Source organism: Aeromonas sp. R2-2 (assembly GCF_040908355.1).
GTDB lineage: Bacteria > Pseudomonadota > Gammaproteobacteria > Enterobacterales > Aeromonadaceae > Aeromonas > Aeromonas veronii.
In genome coordinates, this window is the sequence record NZ_JBFODQ010000080.1 from 1 (window position 1) to 19,484 (window position 19,484).

Here is a 19,484-nt window from a genome sequence, read left to right on the forward strand (position 1 = left end):
TTCTACCGTCATCCCAACTTGCGCAAGGCGGGACCAGAGCAGGTTACGCCGGTGGCTCCGGAGCAGGTCTGGGTCGCAGATATCACCTATCTGCCCACCAGGAGCGGACCGCTGTACCTGAGCCTGGTGACGGATGCCTACTCACGCAAGATAGTAGGCCACCACGTACACGAAGGGATGCACGCCGAAACGGTGGCGATGGCGTTCAAGAAAGCACTGAAGCAACGGCGTGGCGGCGGTGAACTCATCCATCACTCGGACCGCGGCGTGCAGTATTGCTCGGTGCTGTATCAGTCATTACATGAACGGTACGAGGTGAAATGCTCGATGACGGATGGGTATGACTGTTACCAGAATGCGTTGGCGGAGCGGGTGAACGGGATTTTGAAAGGAGAGTTATTGTTGCAAAGCCCGCAGGATTTGACGCAAGCGCGGGAAATGGTGCGTGAAGCGGTGGATATTTACAACGCGGAGAGGCCGCATCATGCGTTGAAATACAGAACCCCCGATGCGGTACATAGGGGGTTCTGAGTAGAGAAATGCTAGTTGAAAATGTGTAAACCTATTTCAGGACTAGGCAGAGTTCCGGCTTAGCCTTGCAGCAGCAGACGGTTGATGCGGGAGACGAAGCTCGCCGGATCGTTCAGCCCGCCCTGCTCGGCCAGCTGGGCCTGTTCGTGCAGCAGGGTGACCCACTCACCGAACAGTGCCTCGTCTTCGATGGTGTCGAGTTTCTTCACCAGCGAGTGATCAGGGTTGAGCTCCAGAATGTACTTCTGCTCCGGTACCGGCTGGCCGGCCGCACGCATCAGCTTGATCATCTGGGTGCTCATACCGTAAGCGTCGGTGACGATGCAAGAAGGTGAGTCGGTCAGACGGTGAGTGACACGCACCTCTTTCACTGCATCGCCCAGGCTCTTCTTGACCCGCTCCACCAGACCGGCGTTGGCCTTCTCGGCCTCTTCCTGCGCCTGCTTGGAGGCTTCATCTTCCAGATCGCCGAGATCCAGTTCGCCACGGGTGACGGAGATAAGCTGCTTGCCGTCGAACTCGGTCAGGTGGCTCATCAGCCACTCATCCACACGCTCCCACATCAGCAGCACTTCGACACCCTTCTTGCGGAAGATCTCGAGGTGCGGGCTGTTCTTGGCTGCAGCATAGGAGTCAGCGGTGATGTAGTAAATCTTCTGCTGACCTTCCTTCATGCGGCCAACATAATCCTCGAGAGAGACGGTCTGGGCTTCGCCCTCGCCAGCGGTGCTGGCAAAGCGCAACAGTTTGGCGATCTCTTCGCGGTTGGCGTAATCCTCGGCCGGGCCCTCTTTGAGCACGTTGCCGAACTCTTTCCAGAACTTGGCGTACTTCTCGGCATCGTCTTTCGCCAGCTTGGAGAGCATGGTCAACACGCGCTTGGAGCAAGCCTTGCGCAGGGAGGCGGTCACCTTGTTGTCCTGCAGGATTTCACGGCTGACGTTGAGCGGCAGATCGTTGGAGTCCAGCACCCCTTTGACGAAGCGCAGGTAGGTCGGCATAAACTGCTCGGCGTCATCCATGATGAAGACGCGCTGCACATAGAGCTTCAGACCGTGCTTCTGCTCGCGGTTGTAGAGGTCGAACGGTGCGCGGGCCGGTACGTAGAGCAGGCTGGTGTACTCTTGCGCCCCTTCCACCCGGTTGTGACCCCACAGCAGCGGATCTTCAAAGTCGTGGGCGACGTGCTTGTAGAACTCCTGATACTCCTCGTCCTTGATATCTTTCGGGTTGCGGGTCCACAGTGCCGTGGCGCGGTTGACCTGCTCCCACTCGCCCGGGGTGCCGACGATGGTCTCGCCATCCTCTTCGCGATCCGGGGTACCCTCTTTGAACATCTCTACAGGTACGCTGATGTGATCGGAATATTTGCCCACCACGGAGCGCAGACGCCAGTCGTCGAGGAACTCGTCCTCTTCGGCACGCAGGTGCAGGATGACATCGGTACCGCGACCCTCTTTGGTCACATCAGCGACGGTGAAGGAGCCTTCCCCTTCCGATTCCCACTGTACGCCCTGCTCCGGAGCAGTACCGGCGGCACGGGAGACCACGGTCACCTTGTCGGCCACGATAAAGGCGGAGTAGAAACCGACCCCGAACTGACCGATCAGCTGAGAATCCTTGCCCTGATCGCCGGAGAGGTTTTTGAAGAATTCTGCGGTGCCGGACTTGGCGATGGTCCCCAGGTGCTCAATCACCTGATCACGGGTCATACCGATCCCGTTATCGGAGATGGTCAGGGTACGCTTCTCTTTGTCCACCACCAGACGCACACGCAACTGGCCGTCGTTTTCGAACAAAGAGGCATCGGAAAGCGCCTTGAAGCGCAGCTTGTCCGCCGCATCGGATGCGTTGGAGATCAGCTCGCGCAGGAATACTTCTTTGTTGGAGTAGAGGCTGTGAGCCATCAGGCTCAGCAGTTGTTTGACTTCAGTCTGAAAGCCGTGGGTTTCGGCATGAACACTTTGGGTCATGGACCAATCCTCAGAAACATCGGGTTGAACATATGCCCAACCTAGATGGGGACGGCCAATCAAATATCAAGGGGCGAGTGTGCAATCCCGCTCACTCGCCCCTTTAAATCCGCTCAAACGGCTATTTCTTACCCAGCGCGACCGCTATTAATGCGGGGAAACTGGCTTTCGCCTTGCTATTTCAAGCGTTGGCGCCCCATCAGGGAGTGGGAGAGCGTAGTGCCATCCACCAGCTCCAGCTCGCCCCCTACCGGCACCCCGTGGGCGATGCGGCTCACCTCCACCCCGGCGGTACGGGCCATATCGGCGATATACCAGGCGGTGGCATCCCCTTCAATGGTGGGATTGGTGGCGAGGATCAGCTCGCTGATGTGCTCTTCCTTCAGACGGCGCTCGAGAATATCGAGCCCCAGCTCCTCCGGGCCGATGCCGTCCAGCGGCGACAGATGGCCCATCAGCACAAAGTAACGACCGGAAAACTGACCGGTCTGCTCGATGGCCGCCACGTCCGCCGGGCTCTCCACCACGCAGAGCAGGCCATTCTCTTCCCGCTTGGGATTGGCGCAGATATCGCAGCGATCGTTCTCGGTAAAGGTGCGGCAGTGGCTGCAGTGGCCAATCTCGGTCAGGGCGCGAGAGAGCAGCTGGGCCAACCGCAAACCGCCGCTGCGCTCACGCTCGAGCAGGGTAAAGGCCATCCGCTGGGCAGACTTGGGCCCCACCCCAGGCAATACCTGCAGGGCTTTCATCATCTCATCGAGCAGGGGACTGAACTTCATAACACTCCTTACACAGGCCTGCCCCTCGCCACCACCAGGGCCACGACGGGTCAGCAAAACAGGATAACGCCATTGGCGCAGGACTATACCCGAGCCCGCCGCCCATCGCCATCGGCTTGCCCACAGCTTCTCTCGTTTTGCTAACCACCCGGTTATGCCAATCGGACACTTTTCACCGAGGCACTGGCTACCCAAAGTTTGGCTCAATTGGTTTCCCGCCGGATCGTGCAGGAACCGCTCGGTCAGTTCACCACGCACCTCCAGCAAGCGGTCCAGCGGGTCGTAGCGGTAGTGCTGCTCCCCTTGCACGCTGTCATTGATCTGCAGCAGATTGCCGGTGCGGTCATAGCCGTAACGCCGCTCACGAGCGACCTGTTTGCCCCGTTGCAGTCGCAGCGCCGTCAGGCGCCCTTGCTCGTCATATTCGTATCTTGGGTCAGCGCCCCCTGGCTACGGCGCATCTCCAATCCAGCAACCATCTGGTGGCGAGTCAGCTCGGCGCCGTTCAGATCAATCCCGCTTAGCTCGCCATGCAGGTAGTGGTAAGCCAGCTTGTTGCCATCGGGCAACTGCCAGTGGGCCAACCGCCCCATAGCATCATGCTTGAAATAGCTGGAAGCCCAGCCCTGATGCTCGGCCAGCAGATTGCCAGCGGTATCGTATTCAAAGGTGAGTGGCCAGGCGCCATCGTCCACCTGCGTCAATTGACCGTACTGGTCATAGCTGAACTGGATTTCACGGCCATCGGGCAAGGTTTTTTTAAGCAGCCGCCCCATGGGGTCTCGCTCATAGCGGGTGACCAGCTCGGTCTCCTGCTTGCCGAACTCGACCTTCTCGCTCAAATGACCGTTGAGGTCGTAGCGGTAAGCGGTGGTGCGACCATCAAAGCTGGTTTCCCGCGCGACCAGGCCATTGGGGAAGTAGTGAATGCGGTGCTGCTCGCCATGCTCGTTCTCAATCTCGCTCAAGAAGAGCTTGGCATTGTCGTAACGATACGTGAGCTCACTGCCATCGGGGTTGATGCGGCGGCTTACCAGATGCAGGCCGGGGTGATATTAGTAGCGGGTCTCGCGGCCCAGCTCATCCCACTTGGCTGTCACCTTGCCGTAGGGGATGTAGAAGTAAAGAAAGAAAAAGGTCAGGACATGACGTTATCCTGACCTTTACACATTCACATATTGAAAGAGGGCTGACTGCGTTAATAACGGTTCAGTCCAGTGTCCAACAATAACCAGACCTGTACAGATAGCTTCGCAAACGCCCGATTACGCTGCGCTAATCGAGCATGAGCCCAGTAAAAATGGTTGGTATCCAGAATCCCAGTGGTGCTAAAAAACACCTCATATATTTACACCATTCTTCAATAAGCAGGGGAAATACGTTTGCCGACACAAAAGCGATCTAAGTCAATCTCAAAAAACCAATCTTGAAAGTTATCAACCACTTTATCGAACGCCCCCACTATAGCAATACCACTAACAGAATTTGGATGTTGAGATATATATTGATAAAAGACATTCTATGTTGAAGGGTGTATTTTTCCAATCATATTGCCTGCAAGATCATAGACAGTTGCATCAAGGTGATCCCCTGTGTCATATTCCATAGAAACTACTACTTTTTTTGCTCAGAATACACCGCATAGCCTTTATTGGGGTGTAACAGTCTAATTGACTGTTCACCACAAGCCCATTCACTATACATGAAATCAGTATCATTAATTATTTTCACTTTATTTCCTTCACATCGACAATCTTAAGATGATTCATTTTTTTCAACTGGGTATCGTGCCCCCACTCGTCTCACTCGGCCATCATATTACTGTAGAGAATGTGGAAACCAAAAATAAAAAGGCCAGAAGTTTGCATTACTCTGACCTTTATATATTCAAAACTTGAAAGATAGTAGTTGAATCAACAAATATTCATTCCAATATCCGACGATAGCCAGATCTCTAAAAAATAAATCCGTGAACACCCAATCACGCTGCAACAACCGAACAAACGCCCCTGATTGGAACCCCACCGCTTTGGCGGCTTTCCCATAACGATAGGCGCCACAGCATTTACACTACTGCCTTTATCTTCTTGACAACCATAATTCACACTTTTTTAAGTAGTCATCCTTATTAAATTTATGAGAAATAACCTTCTCCACCTCATTCCACCCTCCATTAGAATTCTCTGAATACAAAATCAACCATCATTCTCAATCAGATAACTATCACCATTATTCTTTAGCAAAGCGGTCCATGGCAAAAAGAACTCTTTAAAATCTGTAAACTGCTCTAAACAAAAGCCATTGGTCAAAGCCAGGTGTTGAAAATCATTTTTATCAATCATCATTCAAAACTCTCTAAAAATAGATTTTTTCTGTGGTAAAGAGCTGTGTTCCTCCACCAGAGGATGGCTGACTCACGCCTCTAACAGACCAAGAGCTTGGCATTGTCGTAGGATACTTAAGCTCACAGCCGTCCGGGTTAATGCGGCGGCTCACCAGATGTAGGTTGGGGGTGATACTCGCTGTATCCCCCCGATAAGAATGGCAGATGTCCCAATATTTTAATTTCCTTGGGGCATGAGTTATAACATCACCGTTGAAAATGTATTAAGAGGGAAACGACTGCCTCATTCATCGCCACTTTGTAATTGGTTCTGAAACAGAACCATTCTCAAGATTAATATCATGCTGCCAAAAACGCTCACCTTTAAATGGCGGCTCATGCGCAATAACAACTCTAACTATTTTTGCTTCATAAACAGATTCGTTTACCAAGCAATATATACTGGCGCCAGGTGTATTAAATATAAAATCGACAATGAAAAGCAAAGTTCCTTTTTTATCAAAAAAACTAACACTGCTGAATTCAAGAGCAGTTACTCTGTCTAATTTATTATCATAGACTGCATCAATGTAATCCCCTGAAACTGTTATTTTTTCACCGTCACAAATCCAAGAAATATCATCCTCATTTAGATCAATCCTCATGTTCACTCCTGTGGCAAAGCTACATCATCGATGATTTTCAAGTAAGCATTTTCTGTATAATTATTTTTCTTACTGGAAACTGCATTTTCGAAATCTTTATAAAGAAGTCGAATCTGTTCACCTCCCCCCGGATAGTACTTGTATGAACCATCAGGCATTTTTTCAATTTGTGGTCCAACAGGGCCATATTCTATGTCAAAGGGACGTTGCACTTCATAGGTAACTCTTCTATCAAGAGAACCTTTCCATTCTTCTTTGATTGCGAGGTTTTCTCTACCAAAGCTAGAGTTAGGTATCTCATTTGGAGTCCCAAACTGTCCAGGGAACTGAGCTCTACCTTCATTAGTGATCATATTAAAACGTTCTCCAGGTTGAATGACTCTCGTTTTAGGAGTAAATCCAACAGGCCATGGGGATGCATTATCCCTCACATTCTCAAATGCACTAACCAACGAATTGTCATCTTTAAACTGTCCAGCATGATGTTGTTCAAACTGCTTAAATACGTCTTGCTGCTCGGACGGAATTCTGGAGCGCGGCAATGAATCAGGACATTGCCCCGGCACATTGCTTAATCCCAGCGGATCCACCCAACCAATCGGGTTGGGAGCATACTGGTAGTTGTTGAGCCCGCCAGCCAAGCCTATCGGGTCGGGGGTGATAAATCTACCCGTTTCAGGTTGGTAGTAGCGGTGCCGGTTGTAGTGAAGGCCGGTCTCGGCATCAAAATATTGCCCTTGAAAACGCAGCGGCGTCGCCACTTCCGCTATATCTTCCCGCCATACATTGCCATAGGCGCGATAACGCACCTGCCAGGCTGTCGCTCCATTGTCACGGGTCAACGCCAGCGGGGTACCGAGGTGGTCAAGTTGATAATGGAATACCTCAGCATCCTGCCCTTCCCCTTCCAGCTGTACCAATGGCTTGAAGCTGCCCGGTTCATAGATAAAGCTGCGGTATTGCTCGTCAGTGCGACGTTTATCATCACCAAGCTGATAACTGTTTTCGGCAATCAGGTTGTTGGCCTGCCACAAGAATTCGGTGACCAGCTCGCCCTTTGCCCCACTCACCGTCTTGCGAATACGGCGGCCAAAGGCGTCGTAATCATAACGGGCCGTGGTGCCATCCGGCAGTTCAGCCCTGACTAGCTGATGCTGGCAGTCGTAGTGATAACGGGCAACCAGTGACTGGCCTTTGCCACGACGCTCGATGGCCAATCGGCCAAATTCGTCGTACTCAAAATGGCGATCGCCACTCAACAGCAGCCGGTTACCCTGGGTACGCGCCCCCTCAAACTGGCCACCCAGCGTCTGGCTCAACAGGTTGCCCGCCGGATCATGCAGGAACCGCTCGGTCAGTTCACCACGCACCTCCAGCAAGCGGTCCAGCGGGTCGTAGCGGTAGTGCTGCGCCCCTTGCACGCTGTCGTTTATCTGCAGCAGATTGCCGGTGCGGTCATAGCCGTAGCGCCGTTCACGGGCGACCTGTTTGCCCCGTTGCAGTCGCAGCGCCGTCAGGCGCCCTTGCTCGTCATATTCGTATTGTTGGGTCAGTGCCCCCTGGCTGCGGCGCATCTCCAATCCACCAACTATCTGGTGGCGAGTCAGCTCGGCGCCGTTCAGATCAATCCCGCTTAGCTCGCCATGCAGGTAGTGGTAAGCCAGCTTGTTGCCATCGGGCAGCTGCCAGTGGGCCAACCGCCCCATGGCATCATGCTTGAAATAGCTGGAAGCCCAGCCCTGATGCTCGGCCAGCAGATTGCCTGCTGCATCGTATGCAAAGGTGAGTGGCCAGGCGCCATCATCCACCTGGGTCAACTGACCGTACTGGTCATAGCTGAACTGGATTTCACGGCCATCGGGCAAGGTTTTTTTAAGCAGCCGCCCCATGGAGTCCCGCTCATAGCGGGTGACCAGCTCGGTCTCCTGCTTGCCAAACTCGACCTTCTCGCTCAGGTGGCCGTTGAGGTCGTAGTGGTAAGCGGTGGTGCGGCCATCAAAGCCGGTTTCCCGCGCGACCAGGCCATTGGGGAAGTAGTGAATGCGATGCTGCTCGCCATGCTCGTTCTCAATCTCGCTCAAGAAGAGCTTGGCATTGTCGTAGCGATACTTGAGTTCACTGCCATCAGGGTTGATGCGGCGGCTCACCAGATGCAGGCCGGGGTGATATTCGTAACGAGTCTCGCGGCCCAGCTCGTCCCACTCGGCCGTCACCTTGCCGTAGGAGTTATATTCGAAACGGCGGATGCCACCACCAGGCAGATTCACGGCTTGCAAGCGATCGGCCGCATTCCATTCATAACGGGTAATCGCGCCGCGCGGGTCACGCCGTACAATCTGGCGACCCCGCTCGTCATAGCGCCAGCGGGTCACGCCACCGTTGGCACCCTTCTCCTCAATCAGCTGCCCAAGACGGTTCCAGCTCAGTTCGATGCGGCTGCCATCGGGTTGCACCACGGTGCTGAGCTTGCCTTGCGCGTTATAGCTGTAGCGAGTCTCCCGCCCAAGGGGATCCCGTCTTGCAATCACATCCCCTTGCTCGTTGCGTTCAAAACGCCACTCACGATCCCCCTGCACTACCTTGCGAACCCGACCATCCCAATAGTGATAGACGGTCTGACTGCCATCGGGCGCAATCTCGCACTCCAGCAAGCCCGCTTCGTCATAGTGGTAACGGGTTTCGCCCCCCAGCGCATCGCGGGCTAGCACTTTCTGACCTTTGTCGTTATAGACAAACTCGCTGACCGCGCCGTCGGGATCTTGCTGACGGATCAGTCGAGCGTTGTTGTCATGCTGGTACACCTCCTGACTGCCATCCGCATTGCTGACCGTCACTTCACCCTTGTCATCATCCCAGGTGTAACTGACATCAAAACGGGCCACATCACTCCAGTGGCGAACCGCGCGCGCCAGCTTTCCTTCCCGATCCCATTCCCAGAAGAACCCTGCGCCGCCCGCCAGTCGGCGCTCCAGGATCACCCCATCAGGGCGATAGCGGTAACGTTCACACTCACCGGCCCCGTTTTCAGCCACCACCAGGTGCCCTGCATCGTCGTAGTAATAACGTTGCAAGGTCGCTTCTGGCTGCCAGTTAATACCGTCAAAATGCTGTAATTCGACAGCGGCCAGATATGCCTTTTGATAGACAATGCGAAGAGCCAGACCGCCCTCGTTTTCTATCCAGCAGGGGCGCCCCTGCTCATCGGCACGGATAGTGAGCCGGTTGCCATAAAGGTCTGACATGGCCGTCAAACGGCCTGTCTTGCCATGCCAAGTGAAATGCAGGAAGGGCGATCCCGCCTTGGCGACTATCACCTCGTCAGGCTCATCCCCCAGATAAACGGCCGCCTCTGACAACTGGTTGGTGATCATGGGTCTGGCTGCCGAGGGCATCGGCAACTCGATGGCAAGAGACTCCTGGTCCCACCAGGTCAGGCTATCTCCGTGACGTTCGAGCCGATGGGCCAGCGCATGACTCCACCCCGCCCCCATGCCACAGGAACGCTCAACCGCTGACGTGCGATAGAGGCGACCAAAGGTAAACGGCAGCATGCCCGGCAGATGGGCATCCTCCAGCGCCAGCAACTCCTCGCCGGTAACCATGGACACAGGGCAGTTGTTCTTGCAGGTTTTGGCTTCAGGTTGATGGGGTTTATTGGCCGATGTTGTCGCCGTTTTCGAGGCATCCGGCGTCTTTTTAATCTGCTTAAGCTCGGAATGGGGCTGGAATTTGCGCTTGGCTGCCGTCCCTTTATCTACCAGCGTTTTTGTACTGCCATCTACCAGTTTGAGATCAGCTTTCTTGGCCGGACTCAACTTGGCAGAACCAGCGATCAACACCTTTTTGGCCGTTTGGGCATGTTGCGCCAGATTGTGCTTTTTGGAGAGATTGACCAGAGAGCTCACCAGGCGCATCACTCTATCGCTATTCTTGGCCGCTGAGGCTGCCTTGGCGCCATAACGAGCAGCAAGGCCGGCACCACCGGTTAAAATCACACCGATGATGACATCAATCAGCACAGAGGAAATCACCTGAGACCCAAACTCGGTCTGCTGATCTGGCGGCAACATCTTGACCCAGCACACCAGGGCATAGGCATAGAGATAGAGCAGCGCTTCATCCTGCAATACCAGCATGGCGGCTTCCATCTGGGATGCTCCCGCCTTGGCCATGGCTGCGGCATCTACACCAAACTCAGCCAACTTTTTGGCATTCCCCACAGGGTCGGCCAACAAGTTGTAGATGGTTTTCAGATCGTCCCACACCCCAACCAGCGCCTTGCCAACGCCACTGGCAGCAGCCAACGCATGGCTACCAAATCCGGCTCCCGTGGCGCTATAACGGCTCCAAGCGACTTTGTGTTCGCTGCTCCACTCTCTGGTAAGCCATGCTTCCAGATCTTTTTGCACTGGAGCATAGGAGGCAAACAAGGCATCAAGGTCACTCTTCTTCACCTTGGGGTAAAAGGTCACCCGATAAGACTTGCCCGGAGTCAGCTTCCCGACTTCAGCAATCCCCTTGGCATCCAGGGTTCCCTCCTTCGCTACCGCTTCACTGACAAAACGTCCACGAACTATCTTGCCCGCTTCCACCTTGTAGGGGGTATTACCGATAGGAATAAAGCGCACGGATTCAAACAGATGGACCAGCCGCAAAGTGCCGCTCAACGGGCACTGCGTCACCACGGATTGCGCCTTCTTGCTGCTCGAAGACGCCTTTATCGTCTTGTCACCAACCTTGATGGTCTGCTCCATGTCCATACCGAGCATGTCGCCAAGAAAGAAACTCTCGGCATCCTTGCGGTACTCAGTCAGGGCATTGCGATAATCGGCGATCACCTGGGTGAAGACAGCCTGGCCGGCATTACTCATGCTTGAACCTCATTGAGCAGCGCCGCTTCCAGCGCTGGAAATAGATCGATATCAGGGGATGGGTAACGGGAAACGAAACGGGCAACTTTGCACCTGAGATTAGCCTCGGGGAAAGACCAGTAAAGCTGGCCATTCTCATCTGCCAGTTGTTGCATCAGGTTGTGGATAAGGGGACCTGTATCTTGCCCGGCCAATACAGCTGCGATAGCTGGAGGAAGTTCCCACCAGGGAAATGGACGTCCAGCACAGGGCTCCGATGGTTCCCATGAAAATCCATTGCCCTGACACCACATCGCATCCAGTTGCGGCAACAGCGTTGTCATGCCATCACCAAGCTGCGACACGATGGCAGACATATACACGCCATCCCAATAGCGAAAGAACACGGCTTCACCCTGATGCCAGATCTGGGTCAATCCCTGAAAATGGCCATAGAGGGTGCCAGCAGGTTGCGCTGTCGCCAGAATAAATCCCCAATCGCGAGCATCGGTCGTTTCAGCCCATTCGATAAAAGGACTCTCCTTGTCCAGCTCGACCAGATAGGGCATCACGGGGAGCCAGTCGTGATAGGGGGTACCGAGATAGAGTCCACGCGGTGTATGACGGCCATCAAGCTGGTAATAGTGCTGCAAGGGCGCCGCATCGCTGGCCCCTGCCAGTACGGCATAGAGTGGGCTGGTTTGCACGGCTACCCACTCGGCAAGCAACATAGCCTCAGATTTCACAGCCGCTCTCCTTGCACTTCTCACACTCCTCACAGAAAGGGGCGGCACTCTTCATGGTGGCCAGCTGGGCAGGACTGAGCGGCACCTTCGGCATGGGAGGAACTGACACACCATGAGGGCCGACAGGGGATTTACCCGCCCAACCTGAACCTGAGCCCGGGCCTCCCCCAGAGTTCATCTTGATAGTAGGGCCAACCAGTGTGACGCCACCACCATCCACCTTGATAAAGCAGCCGCCCACCTTGACGGTAATTTCAGATCCCGCCTCCAGTACCACCTTGGCGCCGGCCTTGATGTGCACCTCCTGCCCGGCCTGGGTGAGCCAACTTTGTCCCAGTTTTTGGTGCATGGAAGCATCCACCGTCAGCGAATAGTCAGCCTTGATCTGGTCGCGCTTCTCGCCTTCTACCGTCAGGTGGTCATTGGCCTTGATGCGGATCACCCGCTCGTTGTCGATGTCGGTGTGCTGGTCATGCTTGATGTGCCACGCAGCATCGTTTTCAATCAGCACGTTCAGGTCTTTCTGACCGTGGATATAAATCTCTTCCTGCCCAGCCTGGTCTTCAAAACGCAACTCGTTGAAGCCCTCGCCCTGGTGGGTTTCGGTGCGTAGCACGGTGCGGGTCTTGTTGGCTGGCAGCTCATACGGCGGCCGGTTGGTGGCATGGAAGGTACGGCCGGTGACGATGGGCTGGTCGGGGTCACCTTCGAGGAATGAGACGATAACCTCGTGGCCGATGCGCGGGATGGCCATCATGCCGTATTGGCCACCGGCCCAGCCCTGGCTGACCCGCACCCAGCAGGAGCTCTGGTCGTTGGAGCTGCCATAGCGGTCCCACGGGAACTGCAGCTTCACCCGGCCATGTTCGTCGCAGTAAATCTCCTCCCCTTCTGGGCCAACCACGATGGCAATTTGCGGGCCATCCACCATGGGCTTGTGGGGTGCTTCGGGGCTGCCGATACGGGCGCGCCAGGTGGTGCTCGCTTTCACCACACCAAATTCGTTGTGGTAGACGGTGGGGCCGCTACCGCCCTCTTCTTCCAAGGCTTGGGGTTGCTCACCTGTGTGGCGGATATGGACGGTTTGCCAGTCGATATTGAGGCTGCCGTTGGGGTGTTCGGTGAGTGAAAAGTGCTGACCTGGCAGCAAGGCCGCGCTATTGGATTTGCCACTGCCCACCACAGCGTCATTGCGCAGGGCATCGAGCCGATGCTGGACAAACGCCTTGCCGCTCGGGTCCTGCTTGTAGCGACCCGGGTAGTCAAAGTGCTGATATGTATCGCGCTGATGCTCGAGCTCTGCGCCCTGCTTTTTGTGGGAGAGACCATAAGCCGGGGTCTTGAAGCTGTAGTCCTTGAGCTCTACATCGCTTGGCCGTACCGCCTCGCGGTAGTGGAACTGGCGCACATAGGCCCCTTGTTCCAGCGAGCGGTTGCCGAGGTTGAAGAAGAGCTCGGGGCCAGCGGTCAGGGCTGCGGCATCGTCAGCAAAGACGATGCGGTGCTTGCCTGCTTCAAACTCGTGGAAATAGAACAAGCCCTCTTCGGCAGCTAGGCGATTCACGAAATCGAGGTCGGTCTCGCGGTACTGCACGCAGTATTCCCGCTGGGCGTGCTCGTTTTTCAGGGCAAAGGCGTAATCGGTAATGCCATGCTCTTGCAGCAGGATACTGAGGATTTCGTCGGGCTTTTGCGCCTGGAAGATGCGGGAGTTCTGGCGCAGGCCCAGTCGCCACAGGGCCGGTTTGACTTGCAGGCTGTAACGGGTGCGGCGAAAGCCGCTGTCCCCTTGGGCAAACTCGCTCACAACCCCGCACACCCTGCGCTGCAGCTCGCCGTTGTACCACACCATCAGCTCGCATGGCTGGTCCAGCACGGCGCCAAAGTCGACATCAGGCTGGCTACTCGCCAACTCCAGCTGCAGGTTGAACGGCCGGTTCAGCCCCTCATCCAGCTGGAAACTGGCCACCACAAAGGTGCTCTCGGGCAACGCCCCCACCTTGACCGTAAATTGTAATCCTGTGCTTTGCGCCATGACTCTGTTCCTTATCCTGCCTGTCCGCTACCGGAACCAATCACCACGCCACCGCAATCCACTGCCGTGCCGGTGACGGCGATGGGTTTGCCATTCACCAGCACAGAGCCAACACCACCGGCAATGGCCCGTGGGTGCGGCGGGTTGTTGGGCTTGTCATGGGGCGCCAGTGGATCACCTTGACGAGCCACAGGCTTACCATCGAGGAACACGTCGGGACTGGCAGCTATCACCGGGGTCGGTGGGAAGCCATCGTGGTCGGTGCCGATGTCACCGAGCAGTGCGATAGCGGGGCACATAGTCATTCTCCATATGAGCGGGGAGACGCACAGACATCATCCCTCTGCCCCTGTGCCCGATGGAACGCACCAGGCACAGGCGACTTTGATAAACAGCGGATAAACAGAACAGGCCGCAGCACAGGCTATGCCATTCAGCACTGGCGAAATTAGCCAAATAAAATCAAATGGTTAACCTCTTTCGATAGATGATAGAGTTATCCATTCGCAAGAGATTGCGCAAACTGGGCAATCCCCCTGCCAAACATTGCATCTGAAGTGCAACTCTCTGGAATATGCGCAACTGGTTGCGCATAACAGAGCAATCAGCTACCGGATAGCCCTTGTTGCAGTTGGTAAAGCCGGATGTTGAGTGCTTTCAAGTCACTCTCTATCCCTTTCAGCTCGGCAGCCGTAATAGGCTCCTGCGACGCTTTTCGCGCCTCCAGTTCGCTCAGACGTAAACTGAACGGGACCTCCTGCATCAGGTTCTTCTGTACCTCGTAGAGCTGAGACTTGAGGTAGGAAATCGTGACCGTCTTGCGCTGACGCTCCAGCTCCAGCAGCTGATCGATCAGGGCATCGACCCCGGCGCGCGCCTCCAGATAGGTCGGCACCCGGTTGAGATCCCCCTGCTGGCCGGCCAGCGCGGTCTGCCACTGTTTGTCGAGGGCCTTGACCGCCAGCGAATCGGGATAGAGCATCTGCAGCGAATTGCGCAGCCCCTCGCCATAACGGTACCAGTAGAGGGGCGAGGTCTGCTCCAGCCGATCCAGTTGGGCCTGATAACGCGACACCAGCTCGCTCTCCATCCCCTGCAGGGTCTGCTCTCCCAACACGATGCGCGCCTGGCGAATGTCGTCATAACTCAGAGCCTGCGGCAACGCCGCAGCGGGTTGTTGCAACCGTTGCGCCGCGATGCTCTTCTCCTGCTGCTGATGTTGCCAGCCAAGCCATCCCATCATGGGCAAGGCGCAGGTAAGCAGGCCACAGCCAAACCAGAACCAGGCCGGCCGCTGTTTGCGGTGCTGCTCAATCTTAAGCACGGTCGGCTTCATCTGCCCCTTCTCACGCCCCACCAGGATACTGCCCTGAGGCAAGTGCGGGGTTGCCCCGACAGAGGCGCCGTGGTCGCTCTCCATGTCGGATTTGAAGAAGACCATCGGCGGGATCTGCAGCTCATCCTTGAGGCCCGGCTCATCGGAGACGATGACGATCTCGGTCTCGTCAAACAGATGGGTGTACCCCTCGATAAAGTGCACCAGATTCTCGACCCGGGGGATGCGGCTCAAACCGGCGTTGTGTAGCTTCTCGCTGATTAGTTGCAGCGCCCGCTCGCAGCGGTAGATCAACCGCTTGTCCTCGTGGCTGATCTGGTACTGGCGGATCACGTCGCTGATGCGGGCAATAAACCAGTCGAGCATCTCGATGCGGGCCCGCTCCTGATGCACCGGTGGCCAGAAACTCTCCCACTGGGTGACGATCAGGTTGGCGAGAAACTCGCACCCTTCGGTAAAGCCGCTCAGCCCCTGAATGCGGGAGCGCGCCAGAGTGAAGTAGATGGCGGTTTGCAGATCCACCCCGTGCTTTTCAAAGATTTGACTGGCGAGATGGTGGATCAGCGCCCAGTCCACTTCGGGACGTGAGGCGTGACTGAGCTTGTTGATCTCGGCGCGCAGCGCCTCGTACTCAGGCAACATTCTGGGGTCACGCCCCACTTTGAGCGCCTGCTGGCCTTGTTGATTCTGTGACATATCGGATTCCAAAATGCGGGGGGCATGGCGCCCCCCAACATGATCAATAGAGGGATTCAGGCAAGCTGAACTGGCTGAACAGGCCGCCGGTGAAGGGGTTCTGGGCGCTGTCGGTATAGACCCGATAGGTCATGGCACCCTGATCCACCGGGAAGCGCACATCAAAGGTGGCCTCGTTGACCTGAGTCAGCTCCCCCTTGTCCATCAGGCGGAACATGGCCCAGGGACCGACAAAGCCCTCGCTGCGCGGTGAACGTTCGCGGGCAGCCGGTACCAGGGTGATCTTGCTCTCGGCCCCGTCGCGCATGGTGTTTGGCCACACCAGCGGGATCTTGTTGCGACGGCCGTGGGCATACTCCAGCAACTGGCCATCCAGGTTGAGCACACTGCGCCGCTTGTTGGCGGTGAGCTCGATGGGCTCGAGGGCAAATTGCACCTCCAGATTGCCCTGCTGGCTGAAGAAGATCTGGCGGATCCGCGCAGCGCGATCCAGCTGTTTTATAAGCTCGGCCTGAATGGGTGAGCTCAGTTCTCCCTCCATCAAGCCCCCCTCCACCATGGGTTTCAGGTTGACCTGATAGAAGTTATCCAGGGTGCCACCGGGGGCAAAGAAGCGCTCCATCTCGGAGAGCGGCACATCCTTGGCAGAACCCGGGTTGAACGGATAGCGATCCGCCAGTTGGCTGTTGAACGGTGCCAGCACCTTTGCCTGCCACTCCTGATTGAGGGATGACATCGCCAGATCAATCACCAGTTGCGAACTCTGATCCGCCAGTTGACCCACCCAGCGATTGAGCGGCTCGGGCAGACCACGGGCATACTGCTGCAATGCAAAGACCGGATCGGCGTACTTGTTGGTCAAACGCAGTTGCACCGCCTTGAGGGCTGACTGTCCCGGCTCGGTGGCATTGACGATCAGCTCCATATAGTGCTGCAGTTCAATCAGCTTCTGGTTCACTTCGGAAATGAGCGGCCCCTGTTCGCCACGGCCAGTCAAGACGCCATTGGTGGCCATAAAGGGGCGACCTATCCGGGCAGTGATCGCCTGCGCCGGATCTCCTTCCGCATCGGAGATCTTGCGAATACGGGTATTGTCATCCAGCGCTGCGAGCACCCGCTGGAATGGCTGGTCGTTGCCGGTGATGGCAGAGAGCACATCGAGCGCCTGCTCGGGGCTGGCAAGGGTCTGCACATCCAGATTGGTCAGCAATTTTTGCCACTGGTTGACGTAATCGGTGACATAGCGATCGTTGACCTGACGGGTGATCTCCTTGCGATCGGCCTCGCTCAACTGGCTCAGCTTGCGCTGGCCCAGCACCCAGGCATCCATGGCGGTGAGATCGATCAGCGCCTTGTCCTGCTTAAGGAAGAAGTCACTGAACCCGGGCCAGGTCAGCAAACGCGGCACCTGACCAGCGCTCTCGTTGCGCAGGGCAAACACGGTGTCGAAGGTGGGGCCCACCTCGTCACGGACATTGAGATCCGGCGGCAACACATCACCCGCCTTCACCACCAGATTCTGATAGACCCGCTGATACATAGGCAATTTGCCCAGTTCACGCTGGGCGCCATACACCGGCTCCTTGAACGGCACAAATGCCGTGATGGCAGCCTGATCCCGGGCGGCGCGAGCAGCGTGCCAGTCAGTGTGATCGAGGGCATAGTCAAGATGCTCCATCAACTGCTCCTGCACCGCCCCCTGCCCCGGGAACGCTTTCTGCCAGCGGCTGGCCATGTACTGCTCCACCAGCTCCTTGTTGCGACCTGAGGCATCATCCAGCATCCGCATCACCCGCAGGATCGAGAGCTTCTCCTCGCTGCCAGCCGGTGCCCGGTTGAGATCCTCCAGCAGCCCCTGCATCTGGGCAGGCAGGAAACGCAGCCCCAGCAGTTGCAGATAGGAACCTTCCACATAGGGGCCAATCTCATCCCCCTGATAGAGACCAAGGTCTGCCACTAGCGGCATCCGTTCGCGGTAGTTGCCAAAAGACAGGGTCGCCTCGCGAATAAGGTTGAGACGTGGCAACTGGCTGACACCGAAGGCATGTTCGTCAGCGACCTCGTTGGTCTCGGTGAACGCTTGCGCCTTGGTCAGTACATTGCGCCCCGCCTCCTCGTTGACCCGGTAGAAGTAGTGCCAGCCACCGATCAGGGCCGCCGAGAAGAGCGACAGGCAACTCAGGCCAATGGCCATCCGGCGACGACGATAGAGGGTATGCAGCCGATTTTCTCCGGCCAGATGGGCCTCGGGGAAGATGATCGAAGAGAACAACTTGCGCACAAAATAGGTGTTGGACTCCCCGCGCAGGGCGGAGTGAATAGGCTCGGGCAAGCTGTAACGCCGGGAAGCGGCCTGAGCAAAGGCATCGAACGGGACACCTTGCTGATAAACGGAGCTGATATAGACGCCGCGCACCAGCAGTGGTTTGCTCTCTTCAATAGTCAGGGTTTCATCGAGCAGGCTGGTCACATAATCCTTGAGACCCGCCAATTGACGAATAAACGAGAAGAGGGCGTTGCGCTGGGCGGCATCAAGCCGGGCCAGCATCATTTCCGGCAGATTGCGGTTGAGATTGTCGACCCACTGATCCCAGAACAGCGCCAGATCCTGCTGCCAGGATTTGCCCTGACTGCTGCCGGGGTTGAAGGTCACCCCCAGCACAGCGTCACGGGCCTCTTTATCCAGTTGCTCATAGACCACATCAAAGCCGCGCAGCATATCGAGTTTGGTGAAGGTGACATAGAGTGGCAGCCGGGTATTCATGGTGGCCGACACCTCTTGCAATCGAGCACGCATCAGCTGGGCATACGCCTTGCGCTCGGCCACGCTGGCCGCGGACAGCCATGCCAAATCAACGGTCAGTACCAGACCATTAAGGGGCTGACGACGACGGTGCTCATTGAGCCAGTTCAGCAGATGCAGCCAGAGTCGCTCATGTTTGCGAGCTTGCGGATCCAGCTCGGGCTCAGCTTGTGACAACAGTGCACCGGCCGGATCCAGCATCACGGCTTGCTCCCCCAGCCAGCAATCGACCAGCTGGCCTTGCGCCACGTCCCGCAGTTCGGTATCGAGTCTGGGATTGAGCTTGTTGGCCGGATTGGCACGGTGGATCAGGCTGCTCTTGCCGCTGCCGGGCAGACCCAGCACCAGATACCAGGGCATGGCGTAGAGCGCCCCCTTGCCAAGGTGTTCATTCAAGGCTTGCAACCAACGATTGAGGAACTGCGCCTGTTTGTCGATGAGCCCTTTGACCGGATCTTGTTCCAGCAGCACCTCATGCTGGCGCTCGGCCTTGAGCTGCTTCATCTTGCGCCATACCCGCCAGGAGAGTACCCCCAGCAGCAACCAGAGCCAGAGCAGGGTAAACACCACCCGCCCCCACAAGGGCTCGAATGGCTTGGCATCACGGATCTCGATGCGAGGCCCCAGCCACCACACCAGGATCAGGGCGACAACCCACAGCACCACACCGAGCAGGGGCCAGGAGGGTTTCAGTTTCGGCAGCTGTTGCCGCAGAAAGGTAAAGATGGTTTTGAACATAAAATGTGA

The 19,484-nt window shown here is 56.3% G+C and carries 13 protein-coding genes; 2 read left to right on the forward strand and 11 right to left on the reverse strand.

Going from position 1 to position 19,484, the window contains the following annotated elements; translation table 11 throughout:
- Nucleotides 1-531: IS3 family transposase (locus AB5Z09_RS17360; protein ID WP_368195824.1), on the forward strand; the 531-nt coding region annotated here is incomplete at its 5' end.
- A 59-nt stretch (nucleotides 532-590) separates the two neighbouring features.
- Here the strand turns inward: AB5Z09_RS17360 and htpG are convergent.
- From htpG to AB5Z09_RS17375, 3 genes are all read right to left on the reverse strand, one after another.
- Nucleotides 591-2,504: a molecular chaperone HtpG gene (htpG, locus tag AB5Z09_RS17365; protein ID WP_368195825.1), complete on the reverse strand. Its 1,914-nt coding sequence runs from the start codon at nucleotides 2,502-2,504 to the stop codon at nucleotides 591-593.
- A 176-nt stretch (nucleotides 2,505-2,680) separates the two neighbouring features.
- Nucleotides 2,681-3,283 (reverse strand): recombination mediator RecR, encoded by a 603-nt coding sequence (gene recR / locus AB5Z09_RS17370; protein ID WP_005352677.1) that lies wholly within the window; start codon nucleotides 3,281-3,283, stop codon nucleotides 2,681-2,683.
- A 401-nt stretch (nucleotides 3,284-3,684) separates the two neighbouring features.
- The gene (locus AB5Z09_RS17375) at nucleotides 3,685-4,251 is read right to left on the reverse strand and encodes an RHS repeat domain-containing protein (protein WP_368195826.1); all 567 of its coding nucleotides are present in this window, start codon (nucleotides 4,249-4,251) and stop codon (nucleotides 3,685-3,687) included.
- Between AB5Z09_RS17375 and AB5Z09_RS17380 the strand changes: the two genes are divergently transcribed.
- Nucleotides 4,228-4,443, forward strand: coding sequence for a hypothetical protein (locus tag AB5Z09_RS17380; protein ID WP_368195827.1), 216 nt, complete (start codon nucleotides 4,228-4,230; stop codon nucleotides 4,441-4,443). The genes AB5Z09_RS17375 and AB5Z09_RS17380 overlap by 24 nt on opposite strands.
- A gap of 1,035 nt (nucleotides 4,444-5,478) precedes the next feature.
- Here the strand turns inward: AB5Z09_RS17380 and AB5Z09_RS17385 are convergent.
- From AB5Z09_RS17385 to tssM, 8 genes are all read right to left on the reverse strand, one after another.
- Nucleotides 5,479-5,628: a hypothetical protein gene (locus AB5Z09_RS17385; RefSeq protein WP_368195828.1), complete on the reverse strand. Its 150-nt coding sequence runs from the start codon at nucleotides 5,626-5,628 to the stop codon at nucleotides 5,479-5,481.
- Nucleotides 5,629-5,914: 286 nt separating this feature from the next.
- The gene (locus AB5Z09_RS17390; protein WP_368195829.1) at nucleotides 5,915-6,271 is read right to left on the reverse strand and encodes a hypothetical protein; all 357 of its coding nucleotides are present in this window, start codon (nucleotides 6,269-6,271) and stop codon (nucleotides 5,915-5,917) included.
- A 2-nt stretch (nucleotides 6,272-6,273) separates the two neighbouring features.
- Nucleotides 6,274-11,142, reverse strand: coding sequence for an RHS repeat-associated core domain-containing protein (locus AB5Z09_RS17395; protein ID WP_368195830.1), 4,869 nt, complete (start codon nucleotides 11,140-11,142; stop codon nucleotides 6,274-6,276).
- Nucleotides 11,139-11,867, reverse strand: a complete 729-nt coding sequence (locus AB5Z09_RS17400; RefSeq protein ID WP_368195831.1) for a DUF4123 domain-containing protein — start codon at nucleotides 11,865-11,867, stop codon at nucleotides 11,139-11,141. Before AB5Z09_RS17400 ends, AB5Z09_RS17395 begins: the two co-directional genes overlap by 4 nt.
- Nucleotides 11,857-13,902 carry a type VI secretion system tip protein TssI/VgrG gene (gene tssI, locus AB5Z09_RS17405; protein ID WP_368195832.1) on the reverse strand — a complete coding sequence of 682 codons (2,046 nt, stop codon included), beginning with the start codon at nucleotides 13,900-13,902 and terminating at the stop codon, nucleotides 11,857-11,859. The genes AB5Z09_RS17400 and tssI overlap by 11 nt, the downstream gene beginning before the upstream one ends.
- A gap of 11 nt (nucleotides 13,903-13,913) precedes the next feature.
- A complete protein-coding gene (locus AB5Z09_RS17410; protein WP_019444936.1) occupies nucleotides 13,914-14,201 on the reverse strand; it encodes a type VI secretion system PAAR protein in 288 nt (95 codons plus the stop codon).
- A 305-nt stretch (nucleotides 14,202-14,506) separates the two neighbouring features.
- Nucleotides 14,507-15,934, reverse strand: coding sequence for a VasL domain-containing protein (locus tag AB5Z09_RS17415; protein WP_368195833.1), 1,428 nt, complete (start codon nucleotides 15,932-15,934; stop codon nucleotides 14,507-14,509).
- 43 nt (nucleotides 15,935-15,977) lie between these two features.
- Complete coding sequence (gene tssM / locus AB5Z09_RS17420; protein ID WP_368195834.1) at nucleotides 15,978-19,475, reverse strand: type VI secretion system membrane subunit TssM; 3,498 nt, start codon at nucleotides 19,473-19,475, stop codon at nucleotides 15,978-15,980.
- Nucleotides 19,476-19,484 lie beyond the last annotated feature (9 nt).